Below are 22,264 nucleotides of genomic sequence, written 5' to 3' on the forward strand. Positions count from 1 at the left end.
CATGACCCGTACGCTGCCCGCCGGAATCTCCGTCACCGTGCGGGTTCCGGCGTCCAGCGCGAATCTGGGTCCGGGATTCGATTCCCTGGGAATCGCGCTCGGGCTCTATGACGAGATCACGGTGTCCACCACCGACTCCGGGCTCACCATCCGGGTCGAGGGGGAGGGCGCCGATGACGTGCCCTGGGGCCCTTCGCATCTGGTGGTGCGCGCCATCGAACGCGGCCTGCAGGCCGCGGGCGTGTGGGCCGACGGACTGGATGTGGTGTGCCACAACGTGATTCCGCATTCGCGCGGGCTGGGCTCGTCGGCTTCGGCGGTGGTCGGCGGTCTGGCCGCCGGCCGCGGCCTGGCCGCGAAATTCGATGCCGGCCTGGCCTACGGCGATGACGTGATGGTGCAGCTGGCTTCGGAATTCGAAGGCCACCCGGACAACGCCTCGGCCAGCATTCTGGGCGGGATCGTGGTGTCCTGGTCCGAAACCGACCGTCCCGCAGACGGAAACGGTGTCGTCGAGCATCCCGGCCGCACCTATCGCGCGGTCCGGCTGGAACCGCACGCCACGTTGCGCCCGGTGGTGCTCATCCCGGAGGAGCGTTCCTCCACCGCGCACACCCGCGGCCTGCTGCCGGATTCGGTGCCGCACGGCGACGCCGCCTTCAACGTGAGCCGCGCCGCGCTCGCGGTAGTCGCCTTGACGCAGCGTCCTGACCTGCTGATGCCCGCCACCGCGGACCGGCTACATCAGGGCTACCGCGCTTCGGCGCTGCCGCTCACCACGAAATGGATCGAACGGCTGCGCGCCGCGGGCATTCCCGCCACCGTGTCGGGTGCGGGCCCGACCGTGCTGGCCTTCGCGACCAGCGAATTCCCCGAGGAACTGCGCGAACTCGCGATCGCGGACGGGCTGCGTGTGCTCGAGCCCGGAATCGCCGACGGCGTCTTGGTGGATTGACAGCGCGCCTGCCTTGCCGATGCAAAAGGTGGGAGCTATCCTGAGCGAGTCCGTACATCGTGCGCGTCAGACGCCGGTGCTTCATCAGGGCAAATCGCTCCAGAGGCTCCTTGCTCGGGCTCGAGGCTTGAGGCTCGAAACTTGGGGGTAGCCAGTCAACTGGAATGATCTCTCCCACCTTTCTTGTTCGATGAGCACTAGCACTCTCGGTGGTGAAGCCCACGTGTTGGGGAGCCCACCGGCCCGGCGGGATAGGCGATACGGCATCCGAGCCCGGCATTGGACCGGACTGCAGGAGGAACCCTCGAACTGGCACACGGCGGTCGAGGGAAGGAAAGGATTTCCGTGACAGATACGGACCTGCTCGCGACACCCGGGGTGGACAGTGATCCAGATTCCTCGGGGAGTCGCGATAGTGACTCCGGACAGATTTCGAAGATGAGCGAACAAACTGACGTCGCACGATCGGGGCTGACTGGAATGTTGTTGCCGCAGTTGCGTGCGCTTGCGGGAGAACTCGGTATCCGAGGTACTTCCGGGATGCGTAAGGGTGATCTCATCGCCGCCATCAAGGAGAACCAGGTCGGGGCCACCACCAAGGCGCCCGCCACCTCCGGCGGCAAGGCCACCACGGGGAAGGCCAAGGCCAAGGCCGAGGATGCGCCGACCGGCGGGGAGTCCGCGTCGGCCGTTGACGTGGAGTCCGTGAAGAAGTCCGCTCGGGCCGCCGACACCGCTCCGGCCGAGTCGAAGACGGAGGCGAAGACCGACCGCGCCGAGCCGGCCGAGTCGCGCCAAAACGCTTCGGAGACGCGCGAATCCAAGGTTTCGGAGTCGCGCGAAGCCAAGCGCGAGGAGGGCGAGAACGCCCGCGCCGAGGGTGGTGAAGACAATCGCGACGGCGGCCAGCGCGGCCGTGGTCGTCAGCGTCGGGGTCGCGAACAGCGCGGCGCCGCCGAGAACACCGGCACCGAAGCCCCCGCCGCCGACAAGGGCGAGCAGGAGGGCGGCGAGCGTCGCCGGGAGCGCAACAACCAGGGCGACCGCAACCAGGGCGAGCGCGGCCAGCGCGGCGACCAGGGTGGCCGCAGCCAGGGCAGCGGCCAGCAGAGCCAGAACGGCGCCGGCCGCGATCGCAACGACCGTGACGACCGTGGTGGTGACGACGAGGAGGGCCGCGGCCGCCGTGGCCGTCGCTTCCGTGAGCGTCGCCGCGGGCGGGACCGGGACGGCGCCACCGGTGGCGGCGGCGAGGCCCGCGAGATGGAGATCCGCGAGGACGACGTCCTGCAGCCGGTCGCCGGCATTCTCGACGTGCTCGACAACTACGCGTTCGTCCGCACCTCCGGCTACCTGGCCGGCCCGAACGACGTGTACGTGTCGATGAACCTGGTTCGCAAGAACGGCCTGCGCCGCGGTGACCACATCGTCGGTGCGGTGCGCGCTCCGCGCGACGGGGATCAGAGCAACCAGCGGCAGAAGTTCGATCCGCTGGTGCGGCTGGACTCGGTCAACGGCGGCGATGTCGAAACCGCCAAGCGCCGACCGGAATTCACCAAGCTCACCCCGCTGTACCCGAATCAGCGACTGCGCCTGGAGACTCAGGCCAACAAGCTGACCACGCGCATCATCGACCTGATCATGCCGATCGGTAAGGGTCAGCGCGCGCTGATCGTGTCCCCGCCCAAGGCGGGTAAGACGATGGTCATCCAGGACATCGCCAACGCGATCGCGACGAACAACCCCGAGTGCTACCTGATGGTGGTGCTGGTGGACGAGCGTCCCGAGGAAGTGACCGACATGCAGCGCTCCGTGCGCGGCGAGGTCATCGCCTCCACCTTCGACCGTCCGCCGAGCGACCACACCTCGGTCGCGGAGCTGGCCATCGAGCGGGCCAAGCGCCTGGTCGAGGCGGGTCAGGACGTCGTCGTGCTGCTCGACTCGATCACTCGACTGGGCCGCGCGTACAACAACTCGTCCCCGGCCTCGGGTCGAATCCTTTCCGGTGGTGTGGATTCCACCGCGCTGTACCCGCCCAAGCGGTTCCTCGGCGCGGCCCGCAACATCGAGAACGGCGGCTCGCTCACCATCATCGCCACGGCGCTGGTGGAGACCGGTTCCACCGGTGACACGGTCATCTTCGAGGAGTTCAAGGGCACGGGTAACGCCGAGCTCAAGCTCGATCGCAAGATCGCCGAGCGCCGCGTGTTCCCGGCGGTCGACGTGAACCTGTCCAGCACCCGTCGCGACGACCTGCTGATGTCCCCGGACGAGGCGGCCGTGCTGCACAAGCTGCGTCGCGTGCTGTCCGGCCTGGACTCGCATCAGGCCATCGACCTGATGGTGGACCGGTTGAAGAAGACCAAGTCCAACATCGAGTTCCTGATGACGGTCTCCAAGACCGCCCCGGGCGCGATCGACGAATGATGAAACGGGGGCCTCGCTGCGGCGAGGCCCCCGTTCTCGTTTCGCAAGCGCAACAACTGATTTCGTGCCGATCCGGGTAACTCGTCGGGTACGCCCAAGGTTGGTGGGGTTACGGACCGCCGGCACGGGTCGGGAATTTCGCGGCACATGGCCGCCCGCTGAAGTCCCGGAGAGGCGGGGGAGCAGCAGAACAGCCCGATCATCGCTGCGCCGCCGATCATGAAACCGAGGATGAGCGCGGTCACGGCACCGGTGTTCTCCGATGCCGTGACCGCCCGATAGGCGAGTGTGTCGTCCCCCTGCGGCGGGATCGGGGCCGGATTCACGGTCCCCGCCGCAGTGCCGGACTTTCCGGGAGTCATCCACCAGCCCGCGACGACCATCAGGGCCAGCACGGTCAGGATTCCCCCAGCTGTCGCTTCGTTCCTGGTCACCGCCTCGCTCCTTCGATCGTCGCGTGCTCTCACCTGGGAAAACTCTATGAACATGGGTGTTCGCGTTCCTGAGTAGCGGGCTACTCGACTTTCGGGGAACAAACCGTTCCGACTGCCTGTTCTGCACCATGTCACCCCTCGCGGTGACCACTCGGTAGCAGCGCATAGACTGTTCCGTCGGCAACCATGCCTCTAGTCGGTTCCGGTTCACGTCTTCACGAAGGCGACCCGGCGACCATTGAAAGGACACCCAATGAGGGCAGGAATTCACCCCACTTACGTGGACACCACCGTGGTCTGCGGTTGTGGAAACACCTTCCAGACCAAGAGCACCAAGGAGTCGGGCCAGATCTCGGTCGAGGTCTGCTCCCAGTGCCACCCGTTCTACACGGGTAAGCAGAAGATTCTGGACACCGGCGGCCGCGTGGCCCGCTTCGAGGCCCGCTACGGCAAGCGCACCAAGTAGCTGTCCCGCCGACGCCCGTCCTGCGTACCGCAGGCCGGGCGTTGGTGCGTTTATGGACCTACCAGCTGCGAGCTGAGACAGCTCACACATACTTTCCGGGTGTGCCTGCCCGGCACCCCGACGGGAGGAACCGCGATGGCCGACAAGACGGCCCCCAACGCGATCGACGACATCCTGGCCGAGTACCAGGGGCTGGAATCCCAGCTCGCCGACCCCGCGCTGCACAATGACCCGGGCGCGGCCCGTCGCGTCGGCAAGCGTTTCGCGGAACTCGGCCCGATCATGTCCACCTACAACAAGCTGACGTCCGCGCGCGACGATCTGGCCGCCGCGCAGGAGCTGGCCGCCGACGACTCGTCCTTCGCGGCCGAGGTGCCCGGCCTGGCCGCCCAGGTGGAGGAGCTCGACAAGCAGCTCACCGACCTGCTCGCGCCGCGCGACCCGCACGACGGCGACGATGTCATCCTCGAGGTGAAGTCCGGCGAAGGCGGCGAGGAATCGGCGCTGTTCGCCTCCGACCTGGCCCGCATGTACATCCGGTACGCGGAACGGCACGGCTGGAAGGTCGAGGTGCTCGGCGTCACCTACTCCGATCTGGACGGCTACAAGGACGCCAGCTTCTCCATCAAGAGCAAGGAGGCCACCCGCGACGGCGTGTGGTCCAAGCTCAAGTTCGAGGGCGGTGTGCACCGCGTGCAGCGCGTCCCGGTCACCGAATCCCAAGGGCGCATTCACACTTCGGCCGCCGGCGTGCTCGTCTACCCGGAACCGGACGAGGTCGAGGAAGTCGAGATCGACGAGAAGGACCTGCGCATCGACGTCTACCGGTCCTCCGGCAAGGGCGGTCAGGGCGTCAACACCACCGACTCCGCGGTGCGCCTCACCCACCTGCCCACCGGCCTGGTGGTGACCTGCCAGAACGAGCGGTCGCAGCTGCAGAACAAGATTCGCGCCAAGCAGGTCCTCGCGGCCCGCCTGCAGGCCCTGCTCGAGGAACAGGCCGACGCCGACGCCGCGGCCGGGCGCGCCACCCAGATCCGCACCGTGGACCGCTCCGAGCGCATCCGCACCTACAACTTCCCGGAGAACCGGATCGCGGACCACCGCATCGGATTCAAGGCCCACAACCTCGATTCCGTGCTCGACGGCAACCTCGACGACCTGTTCACCGCCCTGGGCGAGGCCGACCGCGCCGCCCGCCTCGCCGCCGAATAACCGGCCCCGCCGCCCGCGCCACGCCCGATGCCCCGGGCGCGCGCGGGGTTGGGCGGGAGCGGGTTCGGGGCAGGGCAATTCGTGCGAGCATGTGCGTGGGGAGAAAGGTGCGAACAGTGAGTCGTGCACCATTGCGGCCGGCCATCCGGGAGGCCGCCGACATCCTGGCCGCGGCCGGTGTGCACAGTCCCCAGGCCGACGCGGAATTCCTGGCCGCCCACGTGCTGGGCGTCGACCGCGGCCGGCTGGCCCTGATGCCCATGCTCACCCCCGATCAGCTCGAGGAGTTCCGCAAGCTGGTCGCCCGGCGCGCGGAACGCGTTCCGCTGCAACACCTTACGGGCACCGCCGCGATGGGTGAGATCGATCTCGCCGTGGGCCCGGGCGTCTTCGTGCCACGTCCGGAGACCGAGTTGCTGTTCGCCTGGGCACTGGCCCGGCTCGAGCAGATCGGCCACGCGCACCCGCCGATCGTGGTCGACCTGTGCACCGGTTCCGGCGCCCTGGCCCTGGCCATCGCGCACGCCCGCCCCGACGCCCAGGTGCACGCCGTCGAACTCGACCCCGAAGCCCTGGCCTGGGCCCGCCGCAACGCCCTGCAACTGGCCGACGAGGGAGACACCCCCATCGACCTGCACGCCGGCGACGTCACCGACCCCGCCATCCTCGACGACCTCGACGGCCGGGTCGACGTGGTCGTCTCCAACCCGCCCTACATCCCCGAGGACGCGCAACTCGACCCCGAGGTCATGGACCACGACCCGCACCGCGCGCTGTTCGGCGGCCCGGACGGCCTCTCCGTCATCCGCCCCATGGTCGACACCATCGCCCGCCTGCTCCGCGAGAACGGCGTCGCGGCGGTCGAACACGATGACACCAACGGCTCCGGCGTCGCCGCCCTCTTCGCCGCCCACGGCGGCTTCACCGACATAGTCGAGCACCCCGACCTCGCGGGCAAACCCCGCTTCGTCGTCGCCCGCCGTATAGCCGGCTGACGCTCAGCCGGGTTCGTCCGTCACCGTGACGCCGTGCCAGAAGGCGACATGGTTCTTGATCTTGCGGGCCAGCGGACTCGGATGCGGGTAGTACCAGGCCGCATCCGGATTCTCCGCGCCCTCGACCGTCACGGTGTAATAGCTCGCGATGCCCTTCCATGGGCAGACCGTGTGCTTGGCGCTCTCCCTGAAGTATTCGCTCTTCAGCGACTCCACCGGAAAGTACTGATTGCCCTCGACCTCCACGGTCGTGGCGGCCTCGGCGATGACCGTTCCGTTCCAGATCGCACGCATCATGAGTCCGTGCCTCCTTCGTCACCCAGAGCCTACGGAGATTCCCGGGTGCTTTCCTGGGCTCGCCCCGGCGTCGGGAGGGGGAGCCGCGAGCTGTCGGGACTTGATCCGTGCCAAGATGTCAGCCGTGAGTACCGTCTACGACTGTGCCGATCCCGACTCCCGCGCTGCCGGACTGAGTGCCGCGCGGAGCACGCTGAAGTCCGGGCGGTTGGCAGTCATTCCGACCGACACCCTCTACGGGATCGCCGCCGACGCGTTCGACAGCCAGGCTGTCGGCGCGCTGCTGGCCGCCAAGCGGCGGGGGCGGGACATGCCGGTGCCGGTGCTGGTCGGATCGTGGACCACGATCGACGGTCTCGTCTACTCGGTGCGGCCGCAGGCGCGTGAGCTGATCCGGGCGTTCTGGCCGGGCGGGCTGAGTCTGGTTGTGCAGCAAGCTCCTTCGCTGGCCTGGGATCTGGGTGACGCGCGCGGCACGGTGATGCTGCGCATGCCGCTGCACCCGGTCGCGCTGGAGCTGTTGCGTGAGGTCGGCCCGTTGGCGGTGTCGAGCGCGAACGTGTCGGGGCAGCCGCCGGCCGCCACGGTGGGGGAGGCGCAGGCGCAGCTGGGCGATCTGGTCGGGGTGTACCTCGACGGCGGTCCGGCCGATCACGCGGTGGCGTCCACCATCGTCGATCTGACCGCGGACGCGCCGCGGGTGCTGCGCGAGGGCGCGGTGCCGATCGAGAAGGTCGCGGAGGTGCTCGGCATGTCGCCGGAGGAACTCCGCCAGGCCGGCGCGCACTGACGGCCGCTAGATGCTGCTGAGTCAGGGCGTATTCAGCCAGGGCGCGGTCGTCCCGCTGCGGGAGCTGCTGCTCGTGCTGCTGGTCGCCGCGGTGATCGCCTTCCTGAGCACCGGCGGAATCCGCGTGCTGGCCATCGCCTTCGGCGCGGTGGCCATTCCCCGTGAACGCGATGTGCACGTGAAGCCGATTCCGCGGATGGGCGGCCTGGCCATCTATCTGGGTCTGCTGGCGGCGGTGTTGTTCGCGCACCAGCTGCCCGCACTGCGCCGTGGCTTCGACTATCCCAAGGACATTCCCGCGGTACTTGCCGCGGCCACGCTGATCGTGCTGGTCGGCATCATCGACGACCGCTGGGGGCTGGACTGGCTGACCAAGCTGGTGGGGCAGATCACCGCGGCGGGCGTGATGGCGGTGATGGGCCTGAGCTGGGTGGCCATCTACAACCCGTTCACCAACGAGACGGTGGTGCTGGATCCGCTGCAGGGCGGTCTGGTGACGGTGGGCATCACGGTGACCGTGGTGAACGCCATGAATTTCGTGGACGGCCTGGACGGATTGGCGGCGGGGCTCGGTTTCATCGCGGCCGTCGCGGTTTTCGTGTTCACGGTGGGTTTGCTCTACGAGGTGGGCGGTTCCACCGACACCTATCCGCCCGCGTTGCTGGCCGCCGCGCTGGCCGGCGCGTGCCTGGGATTTCTTCCCCACAATTTCTCACCGGCCCGCATTTTCATGGGCGATACCGGATCCATGCTGATCGGATTGATGCTGGCGGCGGTGTCGACGGGTGCGTCCGGGCGAATTCCGCTGCAGGGTTACGGCCCGCGCGACATCGTGGGTCTGTTGTCACCGTTGTTGCTGGTGGGTGCGGTGATGTTCATTCCGGTTCTCGATCTTGTCCTCGCGGTGGTTCGCCGGGTGCGCGCGGGTGTGAGTTTCTCCACTCCCGACAAAATGCATCTGCATCACCGTTTGCTGCAGATCGGCCATTCGCAGCGCCGCGTGGTGCTGGTGATCTATCTGTGGGTGAGCGTGTTCGCATTCGGCGCGGTCGGCACCTCGTTGATCGGTGATCGCCGGCTGGTGGTGCTCTTGTTCGCGGCCGGGCTGGTTTTCGCGTTGATCGTCACCGCGGTGCCGTCCTGGCGGGAATTGAAGATCAACTCGGTCCGGAAACCGCCCCGCGGCTCCGATCACGCCGCCCGGTAGAGTTTCCGATCGTGAGCACGCCTTCGAACCCCGGTCCCGACGCCCCGCTGCGCGCGGCCCTGCGCTACGGCATCGCCGGTTTGGCTGTGCTGGTTGTGGTTTCGGCCATCCTGTCGTCCCTCATCGCCGGTCTGCCCGGCCTGTGGGGCGCCCTGATCGGCTCCGCCCTGGGTGGCGCCTTCATCCTGACCACGGCCGCCTCGGTGCTCTTCAGCGCCAAGATCGAATCGGGCCTGCAGGGCCTGGTGCTGCTGGGCAGCTGGGTCGGCAAGCTGCTGCTGGCCGTGATCGTCGTCGCGGTGCTGCAGAACTACGACTTCTACAGCCGCGGCGCGCTCTTCCTGACTGTGGTCGGCGCCCTGCTCATCGTGCTCGGCGCGGAGACCTACGGCCTTCTGCGCCAACGGGTTCCGACCGTGCACGTCGACCGCGACCTGTAGCTGGAGGCGCTCCGGACGGGGTTCGAAACACCGTTCATCCAGCGTTTCCGCGACCCCCTACGCATTGTCGTAGATAACTTGATAAACTCTTTACCTGTAGCCAACCGAATCAACAGGGGGGGTCGCCTGAGACCCACCTGAGAGCAGGTTATGCTTACAGCCGTACCGGACCCTTTCGGGTCACGGTTCTGCACCGTCGACGATGTCGCCGACGCGCGTACAGACGCCAGGGCGTGACTGCCACAGCTGCTGACGAACTTCGAGCCGACCTGAGTCGACCCACCAGATCGTCAATGTCCGATCGAACCGCAGGAGAAAACTATCTCCTGGCGGCCGACCACGGGAGAGAACGCTGAGCGTCACCTTTTTGGCAGGCGAGTTCCACGCGCCGTCACTCAACGACTTCTTCCCTCCAGCAGTGCTGTTCGAGGGGACGCCTTTCGAGCTCGACCGTTTGATGCTCATTCGCATCCTGATGTCGGTCGTTCTCGTGGCAGTCATGTACGCCGCTTTCCGGCGGCCGCAGCTGGTTCCGCGCGGGCTGCAGAATGTCGCCGAATCGGGTCTGGTGTTCGTCAAGGAGCAGATCTGCGACGAGGTGCTGGGCAAGGAATCCGGTAAGAAGTTCTTCCCGCTCATCGCGTCGATCTTCTTCACCGTGCTGTTCCTGAACATCTCGGGTGTTATTCCGGGGCTGAACATCTCGTCGAACGCGCGCATCGGCATGCCGCTGGTGCTGGCCGTCGTCGCCTACCTGACGTTCAACTACGTCGGTATCAAGAAGTACGGCTTCCTGAAGTACATGCGCTCGTCCATCGTGGTGCCGAATGTGCCGCCCGCCTTGCACGTGCTGCTGATCCCGATCGAGTTCATCTCGACCTTCGTGCTGCGCCCGTTCACGCTGACCGTCCGTCTTATGGCGAACATGCTGGCAGGCCACATCATGTTGGTGCTGTTCTTCAGTGCCACCCAGTTCTTCCTGTTCGATGCCGTCTCCTGGATGAAGGTGTTCTCGCCGTTCTCGCTGCTCGCGGGCTTCGGCTTCACCCTCTTCGAGCTGCTGGTGGTTTTCCTGCAGGCGTACGTGTTCGCGCTGCTGACCGCTGTCTACATCGGTCTCGCGCAGCACGCCGACTCTCACTGACCGACCGCACCAACTCCATAAACCTGCCTTCCACGCCGCCCGGCGGGTGGGCGACAGAAAGGGAATGAAACACACATGAGCACCCTCTCGTACCTGGCTGCCGAAGTTGCCGAGTCCAAGTCCAAGGGTTTCGGCGCCATCGGTTACGGCCTCGCCGCGATCGGCCCCGGCATCGGTGTGGGCATCGTCGTCGGTAAGGCCATCGAGGGCATCGCCCGTCAGCCCGAGCTGCAGGGCACCATCCGGACCAACATGTTCCTGGGTATCGCGTTCACCGAGGCCCTGGCGCTGATCGGTCTCGTCGCCGGCTTCATTTTCTGATTCCGGCCAAAGACTAGGAATCAACGATGAACAGCATTGTTTTGCTCGCGGCCGAGGAGGACATCAACCCCCTCGTCCCGAAGACCTATGACATTGTCTGGTCTGCGATCGTCTTCATCGTTATCGCCTTTGTCTTCGCCAAGTACGTCGTCCCGCGTCTGACCAAGGTGCTGGACGAGCGGACTCAGAAGATCGAGGGCGGTATCGCCAAGGCCGAGGCCGTGCAGGCCGAGGCGCAGGCCACCCTGCAGCAGTACCAGGAGCAGCTGGCCGAGGCTCGCCTCGAGGCCGCGCGTATCCGTGAGGAAGCCCGCACCCAGGGTGCGGCCATCCTGTCGGCGATGCGTTCCGATGCGCAGGCCGAGGCCGACCGCATCGTGGCCGCCGGTCACTCGCAGCTGGAGGCTCAGCGCCAGCAGATCGTGACCGAGCTGCGTTCCGAGCTGGGCCGTACCGCGGTCGACCTGGCCGAGAAGATCATCGGTCAGTCGGTGGCCGACGAGGCCAAGCAGTCGGCGTCGATCGACCGGTTCCTGGCGGAACTGGACGCGAACGCCGGCATCGGGGTCGGAAGGTAACGAGCCGAAAGTGGGAAGCATGTACGCAGCGAGCCGTGAGGCGAGTTCCCGTGCGCGGGAAGCTCTTCGGGCCGCTCTGACCGGTAGCGACACCGTCGCGGCTACTACGGGGTCGGAACTGTTCGCCGTTGTCGCCGTCCTCGACGACCAGCGTTCGCTGCGTGTGGCGCTCGCGGATAAGTCGGTGTCGAGTTCGGCGCGCGCCGAGCTGGCCGAACGCGTCTTCGGCGGCAAGATCAGCGGAACCACGCTGGCCGTGCTGACCACGGCCGTGGCTCAGGACTGGTCGCGGGCCCGTGACCTGGTCGACACGCTGGTCCTGCTCGGCCGCGAGGCGCTGCTGCGCGCCGCGGACGAGCGTGGCCGCCTGACCTCGGTCGAGGACGAGCTGTTCCGGCTGGCCCGGATCATCGACGACAACCCGGACCTGGAGCAGGCGCTGCAGGACCACGGCAAGCCGGCGGAAGCCAAGCGGGCCCTGGTGCAGCGTCTGCTCGCGGGCAAGGTCGAGGACATCACCCAGCAGCTGGTCGAGCAGGCCGTGCTGCGCCACAAGGGCGATTCCGGCCAGGCCATCGACGAGCTGTCCGACCTGGCGGCGTCGCTGCGGGACCAGATCGTGGCGCACGTGCGCGCCGCGGCGGCCCTGACGCCGCAGCAGCGCGAGCACCTGGCGACTTCGCTCCAGCGCATCTACGACAAGCCCGTCACGGTGCACGTGCAGGAGGATCCGACCTTGCTGGCCGGTGTCGTCGTGCGCGTGGGCGACGACCTGATCGACGGCAGCGCCGTCGGCCGACTGCAGCGTTTGCGTCAGTCTCTCGCCTGAGACTCACCGGCCCGCCGGTAAGTCCGCAGAGACGCGTAAACCGCACCAACACACCGACATTCGAGACCACAGCGAGAGCAGGAAGAACATGGCGGAGCTGACGATCTCCCCCGATGAGATCCGTAGCGCGATCGAGAGCTACACCCAGAGCTACACCCCGGAAACCTCCATCGAGGAAGTGGGCGTAGTCACCGACACCGGCGACGGTATCGCCCACATCAGCGGCCTCCCCGGCGCGATGGCCAACGAGCTGCTGGAATTCCCCGGCGGCGTGCTCGGCGTCGCGCTGAACCTGGAGGACACCGAAATCGGTGCCGTCGTCCTGGGTGAGTTCGACACCATCGAGGAGGGCCAGCAGGTCCGCCGTACCGGCGACGTGCTCTCGGTCCCGGTCGGTGACAACTTCCTCGGCCGCGTGGTGAACCCGCTGGGCGCCCCGATCGACGGCCTCGGCGAGATCGAGGCCGACGAGCGTCGCGTGCTCGAGCTGCAGGCCGCGACCGTGCTGGAGCGCCAGCCCGTCGGCGAGCCGCTCGCCACCGGCATCACCGCCATCGACGCCCTGACCGCGATCGGCCGTGGCCAGCGTCAGCTGGTCATCGGTGACCGCAAGACCGGCAAGACCGCGGTCTGCATCGACGCGATCATCAACCAGAAGGCCAACTGGGCCACCGGCGATCCGTCGAAGCAGGTGCGCTGCATCTACGTCGCGATCGGCCAGAAGGGCTCCACCATCGCGGGCGTCAAGGCTGCCCTCGAGGCGCACGGCGCGATGGAGTACACCACCATCGTCGCGGCTCCGGCCTCCGACTCCGCCGGCTTCAAGTGGCTGGCGCCGTACACCGGTTCGGCCATCGGCCAGCACTGGATGTACCAGGGCAAGCACGTCCTGATCGTGTTCGACGACCTGTCCAAGCAGGCCGAGGCCTACCGTGCCATCTCGCTGCTGCTGCGCCGCCCGCCGGGCCGCGAGGCGTACCCGGGTGACGTCTTCTACCTGCACTCCCGTCTGCTGGAGCGTTGCGCGAAGCTGTCCGACGAGCTCGGCGCCGGTTCCATGACCGCGCTGCCGATCATCGAGACCAAGGCCAACGACGTCTCGGCGTTCATCCCGACCAACGTCATCTCGATCACCGACGGCCAGGTGTTCCTGGAGTCGGACCTCTTCAACAAGGGTGTCCGTCCGGCCATCAACGTCGGTATCTCGGTGTCCCGTGTCGGTGGTGCCGCGCAGACCAAGGCCATGAAGCAGGTCGCCGGTTCGCTGCGTCTGGAGCTCGCCTCCTACCGCGAGCTGGAAGCCTTCTCCGCCTTCGCCTCCGACCTGGATGCGGCCTCGCTGGCGCAGCTGGAGCGTGGCGCGCGCTGGGTCGAGCTGCTCAAGCAGGACCAGTACTCCCCGGTTTCGGTCGAGGACCAGGTCGTCTCGCTGTTCCTGGTGGACGCGGGCTACTACGACTCGGTGCCGGTCGGCGACGTGCGTCGCTTCAACGGCGAGCTGCTCGAGTTCCTGCACGGTTCCGTGCAGTCCTCCTTCGACGCCCTCCAGGGTGGCGCGAAGAAGATCGAGGGCGAGCCGGCCGACGCGATCAAGGTCGCGACCGACAAGTTCAAGCAGGGCTTCCTGGCGTCCGACGGCAGCCGTGTCGTCGAGGCCGAGGCCGGCAAGCTCGATCACGAAGAGGTCGAGTCGCTGTCCGTCACTCGCAAGCACGTCGAGAAGTAAGAGCGGCGAAGCGAATGCGACTGTCTGACTCGAGGAATGAAGGGAGTGTGAACCGCTAATGGCAAGCGTGCGCGAACTGCGCTCCCGAATTCGTTCCGTGAGCTCGATCAAGAAGATCACCAAGGCGCAAGAGCTGATCGCGACCTCGCGAATCAGCAAGGCGCAGGCCCGGGTCGCGGCTGCCAAGCCGTACGCGGAAGAGATCACCAAGGTGCTCGCCGAATTGGCCAGCGCCAGTGGCAATCTCACCCACCCGCTGCTCACCGAGCGGCCGAACGCGCGCCGTGCCGCGGTCCTGGTGATCACCAGTGACCGCGGGATGTGCGGTGGCTACAACTCCAACGTGCTCAAGCGCACCGAAGAGCTGCTGACCACCCTGCGCTCCGAAGGCAAAGAGCCGGTGCTGTACGTGATGGGCGCGAAGGGCCTGACCTACTACACCTTCCGTGGTCGCTCGACCAGCGGTTCGTGGACCGGGTTCTCCCAGGCGCCCAACTACGTCGACGCTTCCGCCGCGTGCAACCACCTGGTGGAGGCATTCATGGCGGGCGCCGACGGCGAGGTGGCCGCCCCCAACGGGGTCGGCACCATGGCCGGCGTCGATGAACTGCACATCGTCTACACGCGTTTCGTGTCGATGCTGTCGCAGGTTCCCGAGGTGCGTCGTCTGGCTCCCATTCAGGTGAGCTATGTCGACGAGAACTTCGAACTCGGTGAGGACAGCTTCTCCGACGGCAACTCCAATCCGGTTGCCCAGTACGAGTTCGAGCCGGACGCGGACCGCCTGCTGGGCGCGCTGCTGCCGAAGTACATCAACACCCGGATCTACTCGTCGCTGCTCGACGCTGCGGCATCGGAGTCGGCTGCGCGCCGCACCGCGATGAAGGCGGCCACCGACAACGCGACGGATCTGGTGAATTCACTGACCCGTACCGCGAACTCGCTGCGCCAGGCCGGAATCACGCAGGAAATCACGGAAATCGTCGGCGGCGCCAACGCGCTGGCGTCGAGCTCGGACCGCGACTAGACACGGAAGAGAACCAATGACCGCAGCTGTCACTAACGAAACCCGGGTTGGCGCCGGCACTGGCCGCGTCTCCCGCGTCATCGGCCCCGTCGTGGACGTCGAGTTCCCGCGCGGCTCGATCCCCGAGCTTTACAACGCGCTGAACGTGGACATCGCGCTCGCGTCCGTTGCGAAGACCCTGACCCTCGAGGTCGCGCAGCACCTGGGCGACAACATCGTCCGCACCATCTCCATGCAGCCGACCGACGGTCTGGTGCGTGGCGTCGAGGTGCGCGACACCGGCAAGCCGATCTCGGTGCCGGTCGGCGATGTCGTCAAGGGCCACGTCTTCAACGCGCTCGGCGACTGCCTCGACACCCCCGGCCTGGGCCGCGACGGCGAGCAGTGGGGCATCCACCGCCAGCCGCCCGCCTTCGACCAGCTCGAGGGTAAGACCGAGATCCTGGAAACCGGCGTCAAGGTCATCGACCTGCTCACCCCGTACGTCAAGGGTGGCAAGATCGGTCTGTTCGGTGGTGCCGGTGTCGGCAAGACCGTTCTGATCCAGGAGATGATCACCCGTATCGCTCGCGAGTTCTCGGGCACCTCGGTGTTCGCGGGCGTCGGTGAGCGTACCCGTGAGGGCACCGACCTCCACCTGGAAATGGAAGAGATGGGCGTCCTCCAGGACACCGCCCTCGTCTTCGGCCAGATGGACGAGCCGCCGGGCACGCGTATGCGCGTCGCCCTGTCGGCCCTGACCATGGCGGAGTACTTCCGTGACGTGCAGAACCAGGACGTTCTGCTCTTCATCGACAACATCTTCCGCTTCACCCAGGCCGGCTCCGAGGTCTCGACCCTGCTGGGTCGTATGCCCTCGGCCGTGGGTTACCAGCCCACCCTGGCGGACGAGATGGGTCAGCTCCAGGAGCGCATCACCTCGACCCGTGGCCGTTCGATCACCTCGATGCAGGCGATCTACGTCCCCGCCGACGACTACACCGACCCGGCGCCGGCGACCACCTTCGCCCACCTGGACGCGACGACCGAGCTTTCCCGCCCGATCTCGCAGAAGGGCATCTACCCGGCCGTCGACCCGCTGACCTCGACCTCTCGTATCCTTGAGGCTTCGATCGTCGGCGAGCGTCACTTCCAGGTGGCCAACGAGGTCAAGCGGATCCTGCAGAAGTACAAGGAGCTGCAGGACATCATCGCCATCCTCGGTATGGACGAGCTCTCCGAAGGCGACAAGGTCCTCGTCGGCCGTGCCCGTCGTCTGGAGAAGTTCCTCGGCCAGAACTTCATCGTGGCCGAGAAGTTCACCGGTCAGCCGGGTTCGGTCGTGCCGCTGGAGCAGACCATCGACGACTTCGATCGCGTCTGCAAGGGCGAGTTCGACCACCTGCCCGAGCAGGCGTTCAACTCCTGCGGTGGCCTGGACGACGTCGAGGCTGCTGCGAAGAAGATCGCCGGGAAGTAGTCACCCATGGCTGATATGTCCGTTGATCTGGTCGCCGTCGAGCGACTGCTGTGGTCGGGCCGGGCGTCCTTCGTCTCGGCTCAGACCACGGAGGGTGAGATCGGCATCATGGTCGGCCACGAGCCGCTGCTCGGCCAGCTGGTCGAGGGCGGCACCGTGACCATCGTGTCCGACGACAACGAGCGCGTTGTCGTGGCCGTGCACGGCGGATTCTTCTCCGTCACCGCCACTTCGGTGCGCGTGCTGGCCGAGTCCGCCGACTTCGCCTTCGACATCGACGAGGCGGCCGCCAAGGCCGTCATCGCCGACGAGAACGCGAGCCCGGCTGCCCTGGCCAAGGCACAGGGTCAGCTGCGGGCGGTCGAGAAGGCCGCTGCGGCCCACTAGCTCGACGCTGAGACAACGGCGGCGGCCCCGGGGAAATCCCCGGGCCCGCCGCTGTTTTCGCTGCTTCCCCTGCGAATCACACGCGCGCCCGGCAACAGCCGGGCGCGCGTGCTACTTCTCACTGGAAAGTGAGAATCGGCTTGATCGTGGTGCCGTGGTGGGCGTCGGCGAGCGCGGTGTCGATGTCGCTGAACGCGTAGGTCTTGCTGATCTTCTCGATCGGGAACTTGCCGTCGGCATGCCACTGCAACAGCTGCGGAATGAACTTCTGCGGATCGCCGCTGCCCTCGATGCATCCGCGAACGGCCTTGCCGTTGCCGGTGAGGTGGCCGATCTCGAGATCCATGCTGGCCTCGCCGAGTCCGACGAGCACCAGGGTGCCCATGGGCGCCAACGCTTCCAGGCCCTTGGCGATCACGGCATTGACGGCCGTGGTGTCGAGGGCGAAGTTCGCGCCGCCACCGGTGGCCGCGACGATCTGCGCGACCACGTCCTCGGCCGCGCCGTCGATGGTGACGTCCGCGCCCAGCTCCTTGGCCACGGCCAGGCGGTCCGCGGAAAGATCAATGGCCACAATGGTTCCCGCGCCGATGGCCCGGGCCGCCATGAGCGCCGCCATGCCGACGCCGCCGACGCCGAAGATGGCGATGGAGTCGTCCGGGCCCGGCTTCATGACATTGGCGACCGCGCCCGCGCCGGTCTGCACGCCACAGCCGAACGGGGAGGTGGCGACCAGGTCGACATCCTTGTCCACGACCACGATGCTGCGCGCCGGCACCAGTGCGTGGGTGGCGAAACTCGACTGCCCGAAGAACGCGCCCATGACGCGTTCGCCATTACTGCTCAGCGGCGACGTGAAATCGCTGCGCCCGCCCGAGGTGTTCAGAATGACGAAATTCTCGCAATAGGGCGGAAGCCCGTTGGCGCATCGGGAACAGGTACCGCAACTGGCGTAGGTGAGCAGCACATGGTCGCCCACTTCGATTCCGGTTACCTCCGAGCCGATCTGCTCGACGACGCCCGCGCCCTCGTGTCCCAGAACGATCGGCAGCTCGGCCGGAAATACGCCCTTGGTGACCAGGTCGGTGTGGCAGACGCCGGTCGCGACGATGCGGACCAGCACTTCGCCCGGACGTGGCTCCTCGAGGGTGAGGGTCTCCATCGAGAACGGTACGTCGGCACCTCGGGCCACCGCAGCGGTAATTTCCAACGGAATCTCCTTCCAAGACATCCCAATTGTCGGGAGCATAAGAACGTGTTCCAGTTTACGGCCATGTGTGATCCCGCTCAGCGGTCCGGTGGGTGGCCGCATCGACGGCGGACCTGGTAGGCCCGCCACGGATTTCGGATCGTCCGCCCGGTAATTGCCCTCCCTCCAACCCCGTGTGGTTGAATGCATTCGCCGGACTCCGAAGTGTGATCTGAAGCACTCGGCAATGGGTCGGCTATTCCCGCATTCTCAGCTTTACCTCCACGATGCGACAGCGCGATGAGCGAGGGGTTGATGAGCAGGCTTCGAATTGGCAAATGGGGCGTCGCCTTCGCCGTCGTCACGATCGTGGTGGGGTTCTTCGGGCCGGGTTCGGCCTCGGCGGACGTCACCGTCCCGCTGCCCGACGGGCACATCGAGGGCCCGGGGGTCAGGATCACGAGTGTTGGTGAGCGAGCGATCATTTCGCCATCGCTCGCTTCGAACGGCGCCGGCCGCACCTCCTGGGTGACCGGCAATGTCACCGCCGAGGTGGAGACCCCGGACGGGGATGTCGGACCCAATAACGGCCCGCTGAATTCTCCGGGCACCAACAATTCGGGCACCCACGGATCGTCCAATCTCACCACCGGCTACATCGTCGGCTGCCAGGTCGCGCTGGGTCAGTTGAGCGCGAACGCCGCGTTGGTCGTTAGCTCTTCGCCCAGCCTGGCCGGTGGATTCAGCTTCCCGCTCTCGCCGGGCCAGGTGCAGTGGGTGGCGATCAACAACATCGAGTTGATCAAGAGCGGCGCCTACACCATCAACTATCAGGACATCCCGATGGAGATCCAGGGCTGCGGCGGCTACGCGCAGGCCCGCCAGGCCTCCGTGGTCGAGATCATCGGCGTCGACTACCACAAGGTGACCCTGTACGGTCAGCCGTTCAGCATCGGCTGACGACTCCGCTCCGAAGGAAGGGATCGTATGCACGGCAAGGGAATTCGCGCGCGGAGCGGCCGGGTCCTCGGGGTGGCGGTGGCCGTGGCGGCGGGCCTGTCCGGTTTCGGCCCGGCGGCTCCGGTGCGGGCCGACACCTTCATTCCGCTCCCCGGTGGCTCCATCACCCGGCAGCTCGCCGACGGCACCAACCTGACGGTCCGGATCACCGGGGAGTCGGCCAAGATCAGCGGATCCATGGGGTCCACCCCCGTGCATCGCAATGTCTGGACCACGGCGGTGGCCGCCATCGACCTCGACGGCCCGAGCGCCTCGACCGCGACCATCAAGATCAGTCCCGGTTATGTCGTGGGCTGCCAGGTCGATATCAGCGGTCTCACCGCGAACAACACGGGTGGCGGGGGCTACAACGCGGACCTCACCGGCACGACCCTGGGCACGTTGGGCGCCAACGAGCAAATGGGTAGCGGCATCACGCTCGGACCCGGTCAGGCCGTCGCGCGCCTGATGCTCGATCTGGAGCGACCCGACGATTACGGCCAGGAATCGCACAAGCGCTACAGCAAGGTGCCGGGTCCGCACGCCAGCGTCAGCTGGACCGACGAGACCTTCTCGGTGGACGGTTGCGGCGGTTACGCCCAGGCGCGGACCTTCGTCGCGGCCGAGGTCGACAGCACGACGTTCATCGGCAACCTGGTGCTCTACGGGGAGCCGTTCACCATCGGCTGACATATATCTTGGACGCCGCGCTGAACAGCGCATTCGTCACATTCGGTGGATGGCCGGACCTCGCCATTCCGCGGTCGCTACTATCGACCGAAAGCGGGGCCCGGTCTCTGACCGGTCGGTGATCGACAGCAACGCGGATGTGAAGGGACGGAGCGGCATTGCAAACCGGGATGTGGCTTCTGATCATTCTGGTATTGCTGCTGGTCGGACTGGCCTTGGCCTCGACCTATCGCCTGGTCATGCTGCGCCGCGGCGGGACCGCCGCACTGTTGCGGGTGCTGCCCGCGCGCGGCCACGGCGGCGGCTGGCGGCACGGCCTGATCCGCTACGACGAGGACACGCTCCTCTTCTACAAACTCTCCAGCCTCAAACTCGGCCCGGACTCCACCATGCGCCGGCTCGCCATCGAGGTGGGCCCGCGGCGCTCCCCGGAGGACGACGAGTACGACATCATGACCGACGAGCTGATCGTCATGGTGTCCGACGGGCACGGCAACTACGAGCTGGCCTTGGACCGCGGCGCCATGGCCGCCTTCCTGTCCTGGGTGGAATCGCGCCCGTCCGAGCGCATCCGCCGCCGGCGCGCGGGCTAGTCCGGTCCCGGGAGCGTTAGGGTGGCCCTGTGAGCGTTCACTTGACGCGGATCTACACGCGCACCGGCGATGACGGCACCACGGGACTGAGCGATTTCTCCCGGGTGGCCAAGACCGACCCGCGGCTGATCGCGTACGCCGACTGTGACGAAACCAATGCGGCCCTCGGAGTCGCCATCGCGCTCGGGCAGCCGGACGCCCGGATCCTGGGTGTGCTGCGTTCCATACAGAACGATTTGTTCGACGCCGGTGCGGACCTGTCCACGCCCGTGGTCGCCGAGCCCAAGTACCCGCCGCTACGCATCACCCAGGACTACATCGACCGCCTCGAGCGCTGGTGCGATGAGTTCAATGAGCCTCTGGCGCCGTTGAATTCGTTCATCCTGCCCGGCGGCACCGCGCTGGCCGCGCTGCTGCACACCGCCCGCACCGTCGCGCGACGCGCCGAGCGTTCGGCCTGGGCCGCGGTCGCCGCTAACCCGGAATCAACGAGCGTGCTGCCCGCCAAATACCTCAACCGCCTGTCCGACCTGCTGTTCATCCTGGGCCGGGTCGCCAACCCGGACGGCGACATACTGTGGCGGCCGGGCGGAGACGCCGCGAGTGCGGGAACGGACCACTAGGCTGACCCCCGTGAGTGAACGGTTTCTGGTGACCGGGGGCAGCAGGCTCGTCGGTGAGGTCGCGGTAGGCGGCGCGAAGAACAGCGTCCTCAAGCTGATGGCTGCCGCCTTGCTGGCCGAGGGGACGACCACCATCACGAACTGCCCGGACATCCTGGATGTGCCGTTGATGGCAGACGTGTTGCGCGGCCTCGGCTGTGATGTCGTCATCGAGGGCGCGACGGTCCATATCGCGACCCCGCCGGAACCGAAGTATCACGCGGACTTCCCGGCCGTCACCCAGTTCCGTGCCTCGGTGTGTGTGCTGGGTCCGCTGATGGCGCGCTGCAAGCGGGCCGTGGTGGCATTGCCCGGTGGTGACGCCATCGGTTCGCGCCCGCTGGACATGCACCAGCAGGGGCTGCGACTGCTCGGCGCGACCTCGGAGATCGAGCACGGCTGCCTGGTAGCCCGGGCCGACGAGCTGCAGGGCGCGCGGATTCGACTGGACTTCCCGTCGGTCGGCGCGACCGAGAACATTCTGATGGCCGCGGTGCTGGCCGACGGTGAGACCGTCATCGACAATGCCGCGCGCGAACCGGAGATCGTGGATCTCTGCAACATGCTGATCCGGATGGGCGCGAAGATCGCCGGCGCCGGCACCTCGGTGCTGACCATCGAGGGCGTGGACAAGCTCGCGCCCACCACCCACCGGGTGATCGGCGACCGCATCGTCGCCGCGACCTGGGGCATCGCCGCCGCCATGACCACCGGTGACGTGCGGGTGACGGGCATCAACCCCAAGCACCTGTCCCTGGTGCTGGACAAGCTGCGTTCCGCGGGCGCCCGAATCTCGTTCGAACCGGACGGGTTTCGCGTGGTGCAGGCGGATCGTCCGCGTGCCGTGAACTTCTCGACCCTGCCGTTCCCCGGTTTCCCCACCGACCTGCAGCCGATGGCCATCGGCCTGGCCGCCATCGCGGACGGCACCTCGATGATCACCGAGAACATCTTCGAGGCGCGTTTCCGTTTCGTGGAAGAGATGATCCGGCTGGGCGCCGATGCGCGCACCGACGGGCATCACGCTGTGGTGCGCGGTATTCCGCGACTGTCCTCGGCGCCGGTGTGGTCCTCCGACATTCGCGCCGGCGCGGGTCTGGTGCTCGCGGGTCTGGTCGCCGACGGTGTCACCGAAGTCCACGATGTCTTCCACATCGACCGGGGTTACCCGTCTTTCGTGGAGAACCTGCGCGGGCTCGGGGCCGAAATCGAACGCGTCGGAACCACCGACTGAACGGCCGGTGTCGGGACGTGTTCGCGAAAACCCGTCCTGAACAGGCGATTTGACATGAGAACAACCAACACGTAACTTATTCCAGGTCAGAGCGACACGGACACCGACCCGGAGCCCAAGGGCTTAGGGAAACGAGGTAGTACGAGGAGCGCCTGATGATCACATTAGCTTCGACCGACCAGCGGATTTGGTTCTGCTGC

23 protein-coding genes are annotated in these 22,264 nt (G+C 66.9%); 21 read left to right on the forward strand and 2 right to left on the reverse strand.

The features are described 5' to 3' along the window. Position 1 precedes the first annotated feature (1 nt). From thrB to prmC, 5 genes are all read left to right on the forward strand, one after another. Positions 2–955, forward strand: coding sequence for a homoserine kinase (gene thrB / locus ACYVKL_RS24470; protein WP_357202985.1), 954 nt, complete (start codon positions 2–4; stop codon positions 953–955). A gap of 345 nt (positions 956–1,300) precedes the next feature. Beyond that, positions 1,301–3,382: a transcription termination factor Rho gene (gene rho / locus ACYVKL_RS24475; RefSeq protein WP_379173882.1), complete on the forward strand. Its 2,082-nt coding sequence runs from the start codon at positions 1,301–1,303 to the stop codon at positions 3,380–3,382. A 687-nt stretch (positions 3,383–4,069) separates the two neighbouring features. After that, complete coding sequence (rpmE, locus tag ACYVKL_RS24480; RefSeq protein WP_213557749.1) at positions 4,070–4,282, forward strand: 50S ribosomal protein L31; 213 nt, start codon at positions 4,070–4,072, stop codon at positions 4,280–4,282. Between the two features lie 135 nt (positions 4,283–4,417). Then, positions 4,418–5,497 (forward strand): peptide chain release factor 1, encoded by a 1,080-nt coding sequence (gene prfA / locus ACYVKL_RS24485; protein WP_379173881.1) that lies wholly within the window; start codon positions 4,418–4,420, stop codon positions 5,495–5,497. 116 nt (positions 5,498–5,613) lie between these two features. Continuing rightward, on the forward strand, positions 5,614–6,492 hold the full coding sequence (gene prmC, locus ACYVKL_RS24490) for a peptide chain release factor N(5)-glutamine methyltransferase (RefSeq protein ID WP_379173880.1): 879 nt from the start codon (positions 5,614–5,616) through the stop codon (positions 6,490–6,492). A 3-nt stretch (positions 6,493–6,495) separates the two neighbouring features. On the opposite strand, the gene ACYVKL_RS24495 is transcribed toward prmC, so the two are convergent. Then, positions 6,496–6,789: a DUF427 domain-containing protein gene (locus ACYVKL_RS24495; protein ID WP_379173879.1), complete on the reverse strand. Its 294-nt coding sequence runs from the start codon at positions 6,787–6,789 to the stop codon at positions 6,496–6,498. A 124-nt stretch (positions 6,790–6,913) separates the two neighbouring features. On the opposite strand from ACYVKL_RS24495, the gene ACYVKL_RS24500 reads away from it, so the two are divergent. The 11 genes from ACYVKL_RS24500 (at position 6,914) to ACYVKL_RS24550 (ending at position 16,697) form a co-directional block, all read left to right on the forward strand. After that, on the forward strand, positions 6,914–7,579 hold the full coding sequence (locus ACYVKL_RS24500; protein WP_357202972.1) for an L-threonylcarbamoyladenylate synthase: 666 nt from the start codon (positions 6,914–6,916) through the stop codon (positions 7,577–7,579). 10 nt (positions 7,580–7,589) lie between these two features. After that, positions 7,590–8,786, forward strand: a complete 1,197-nt coding sequence (locus ACYVKL_RS24505; protein WP_357202969.1) for an MraY family glycosyltransferase — start codon at positions 7,590–7,592, stop codon at positions 8,784–8,786. An 11-nt stretch (positions 8,787–8,797) separates the two neighbouring features. Continuing rightward, on the forward strand, positions 8,798–9,226 hold the full coding sequence (locus ACYVKL_RS24510; RefSeq protein ID WP_379173878.1) for a Cg1360 family ATP-synthase-associated protein: 429 nt from the start codon (positions 8,798–8,800) through the stop codon (positions 9,224–9,226). 418 nt (positions 9,227–9,644) lie between these two features. Further along, a complete protein-coding gene (gene atpB / locus ACYVKL_RS24515) occupies positions 9,645–10,370 on the forward strand; it encodes a F0F1 ATP synthase subunit A (RefSeq protein ID WP_246598789.1) in 726 nt (241 codons plus the stop codon). Between the two features lie 75 nt (positions 10,371–10,445). After that, positions 10,446–10,691, forward strand: coding sequence for an ATP synthase F0 subunit C (locus ACYVKL_RS24520; protein WP_040856073.1), 246 nt, complete (start codon positions 10,446–10,448; stop codon positions 10,689–10,691). A gap of 26 nt (positions 10,692–10,717) precedes the next feature. Then, the gene (locus ACYVKL_RS24525) at positions 10,718–11,269 is read left to right on the forward strand and encodes a F0F1 ATP synthase subunit B (protein ID WP_213557742.1); all 552 of its coding nucleotides are present in this window, start codon (positions 10,718–10,720) and stop codon (positions 11,267–11,269) included. A gap of 19 nt (positions 11,270–11,288) precedes the next feature. Then, positions 11,289–12,098: a F0F1 ATP synthase subunit delta gene (locus ACYVKL_RS24530; RefSeq protein WP_213557741.1), complete on the forward strand. Its 810-nt coding sequence runs from the start codon at positions 11,289–11,291 to the stop codon at positions 12,096–12,098. An 88-nt stretch (positions 12,099–12,186) separates the two neighbouring features. Next, the gene (gene atpA, locus ACYVKL_RS24535; RefSeq protein ID WP_379173875.1) at positions 12,187–13,824 is read left to right on the forward strand and encodes a F0F1 ATP synthase subunit alpha; all 1,638 of its coding nucleotides are present in this window, start codon (positions 12,187–12,189) and stop codon (positions 13,822–13,824) included. A 58-nt stretch (positions 13,825–13,882) separates the two neighbouring features. Continuing rightward, positions 13,883–14,851, forward strand: coding sequence for a F0F1 ATP synthase subunit gamma (locus tag ACYVKL_RS24540; protein ID WP_379173873.1), 969 nt, complete (start codon positions 13,883–13,885; stop codon positions 14,849–14,851). A gap of 16 nt (positions 14,852–14,867) precedes the next feature. Further along, positions 14,868–16,310, forward strand: a complete 1,443-nt coding sequence (gene atpD / locus ACYVKL_RS24545) for a F0F1 ATP synthase subunit beta (RefSeq protein WP_213557738.1) — start codon at positions 14,868–14,870, stop codon at positions 16,308–16,310. Positions 16,311–16,316: 6 nt separating this feature from the next. Beyond that, a complete protein-coding gene (locus ACYVKL_RS24550) occupies positions 16,317–16,697 on the forward strand; it encodes a F0F1 ATP synthase subunit epsilon (RefSeq protein ID WP_379173872.1) in 381 nt (126 codons plus the stop codon). 118 nt (positions 16,698–16,815) lie between these two features. Here the strand turns inward: ACYVKL_RS24550 and ACYVKL_RS24555 are convergent, their stop codons facing one another. Beyond that, complete coding sequence (locus ACYVKL_RS24555; protein WP_379173871.1) at positions 16,816–17,907, reverse strand: NAD(P)-dependent alcohol dehydrogenase; 1,092 nt, start codon at positions 17,905–17,907, stop codon at positions 16,816–16,818. A gap of 294 nt (positions 17,908–18,201) precedes the next feature. Between ACYVKL_RS24555 and ACYVKL_RS24560 the strand changes: the two genes are divergently transcribed. From ACYVKL_RS24560 to murA, 5 genes are all read left to right on the forward strand, one after another. Beyond that, positions 18,202–18,846: an MspA family porin gene (locus tag ACYVKL_RS24560; RefSeq protein WP_379173869.1), complete on the forward strand. Its 645-nt coding sequence runs from the start codon at positions 18,202–18,204 to the stop codon at positions 18,844–18,846. A gap of 27 nt (positions 18,847–18,873) precedes the next feature. After that, positions 18,874–19,575: an MspA family porin gene (locus ACYVKL_RS24565; RefSeq protein WP_379173867.1), complete on the forward strand. Its 702-nt coding sequence runs from the start codon at positions 18,874–18,876 to the stop codon at positions 19,573–19,575. A 170-nt stretch (positions 19,576–19,745) separates the two neighbouring features. After that, positions 19,746–20,168 carry a DUF2550 family protein gene (locus ACYVKL_RS24570; RefSeq protein WP_213557733.1) on the forward strand — a complete coding sequence of 141 codons (423 nt, stop codon included), beginning with the start codon at positions 19,746–19,748 and terminating at the stop codon, positions 20,166–20,168. A gap of 29 nt (positions 20,169–20,197) precedes the next feature. Continuing rightward, complete coding sequence (locus tag ACYVKL_RS24575) at positions 20,198–20,791, forward strand: cob(I)yrinic acid a,c-diamide adenosyltransferase (RefSeq protein ID WP_379173866.1); 594 nt, start codon at positions 20,198–20,200, stop codon at positions 20,789–20,791. A 10-nt stretch (positions 20,792–20,801) separates the two neighbouring features. After that, on the forward strand, positions 20,802–22,064 hold the full coding sequence (murA, locus tag ACYVKL_RS24580) for a UDP-N-acetylglucosamine 1-carboxyvinyltransferase (protein WP_357202945.1): 1,263 nt from the start codon (positions 20,802–20,804) through the stop codon (positions 22,062–22,064). Positions 22,065–22,264: the final 200 nt, after the last annotated feature.

This window comes from Nocardia tengchongensis (genome assembly GCF_054781395.1).

Excerpts from the sequence above, each read along its gene's own strand:
- ACYVKL_RS24540 (WP_379173873.1), top strand. The coding sequence starts at position 13,883 with ATGGCAAGCGTGCGCGAACTGCGCTCCCGAATTCGTTCCGTGAGCTCG.
- ACYVKL_RS24550 (WP_379173872.1), top strand. The coding sequence starts at position 16,317 with ATGGCTGATATGTCCGTTGATCTGGTCGCCGTCGAGCGACTGCTGTGG.
- ACYVKL_RS24525 (WP_213557742.1), top strand. The coding sequence starts at position 10,718 with ATGAACAGCATTGTTTTGCTCGCGGCCGAGGAGGACATCAACCCCCTC.
- ACYVKL_RS24570 (WP_213557733.1), top strand. The coding sequence starts at position 19,746 with ATGTGGCTTCTGATCATTCTGGTATTGCTGCTGGTCGGACTGGCCTTG.
- ACYVKL_RS24565 (WP_379173867.1), top strand. The coding sequence starts at position 18,874 with ATGCACGGCAAGGGAATTCGCGCGCGGAGCGGCCGGGTCCTCGGGGTG.
- prfA (WP_379173881.1), top strand. The coding sequence starts at position 4,418 with ATGGCCGACAAGACGGCCCCCAACGCGATCGACGACATCCTGGCCGAG.
- ACYVKL_RS24560 (WP_379173869.1), top strand. The coding sequence starts at position 18,202 with ATGAGCAGGCTTCGAATTGGCAAATGGGGCGTCGCCTTCGCCGTCGTC.
- ACYVKL_RS24520 (WP_040856073.1), top strand. The coding sequence starts at position 10,446 with ATGAGCACCCTCTCGTACCTGGCTGCCGAAGTTGCCGAGTCCAAGTCC.
- ACYVKL_RS24530 (WP_213557741.1), top strand. The coding sequence starts at position 11,289 with ATGTACGCAGCGAGCCGTGAGGCGAGTTCCCGTGCGCGGGAAGCTCTT.
- ACYVKL_RS24495 (WP_379173879.1), bottom strand. The coding sequence starts at position 6,789 with ATGATGCGTGCGATCTGGAACGGAACGGTCATCGCCGAGGCCGCCACG.
- rpmE (WP_213557749.1), top strand. The coding sequence starts at position 4,070 with ATGAGGGCAGGAATTCACCCCACTTACGTGGACACCACCGTGGTCTGC.
- atpD (WP_213557738.1), top strand. The coding sequence starts at position 14,868 with ATGACCGCAGCTGTCACTAACGAAACCCGGGTTGGCGCCGGCACTGGC.
- atpA (WP_379173875.1), top strand. The coding sequence starts at position 12,187 with ATGGCGGAGCTGACGATCTCCCCCGATGAGATCCGTAGCGCGATCGAG.
- thrB (WP_357202985.1), top strand. The coding sequence starts at position 2 with ATGACCCGTACGCTGCCCGCCGGAATCTCCGTCACCGTGCGGGTTCCG.
- ACYVKL_RS24505 (WP_357202969.1), top strand. The coding sequence starts at position 7,590 with ATGCTGCTGAGTCAGGGCGTATTCAGCCAGGGCGCGGTCGTCCCGCTG.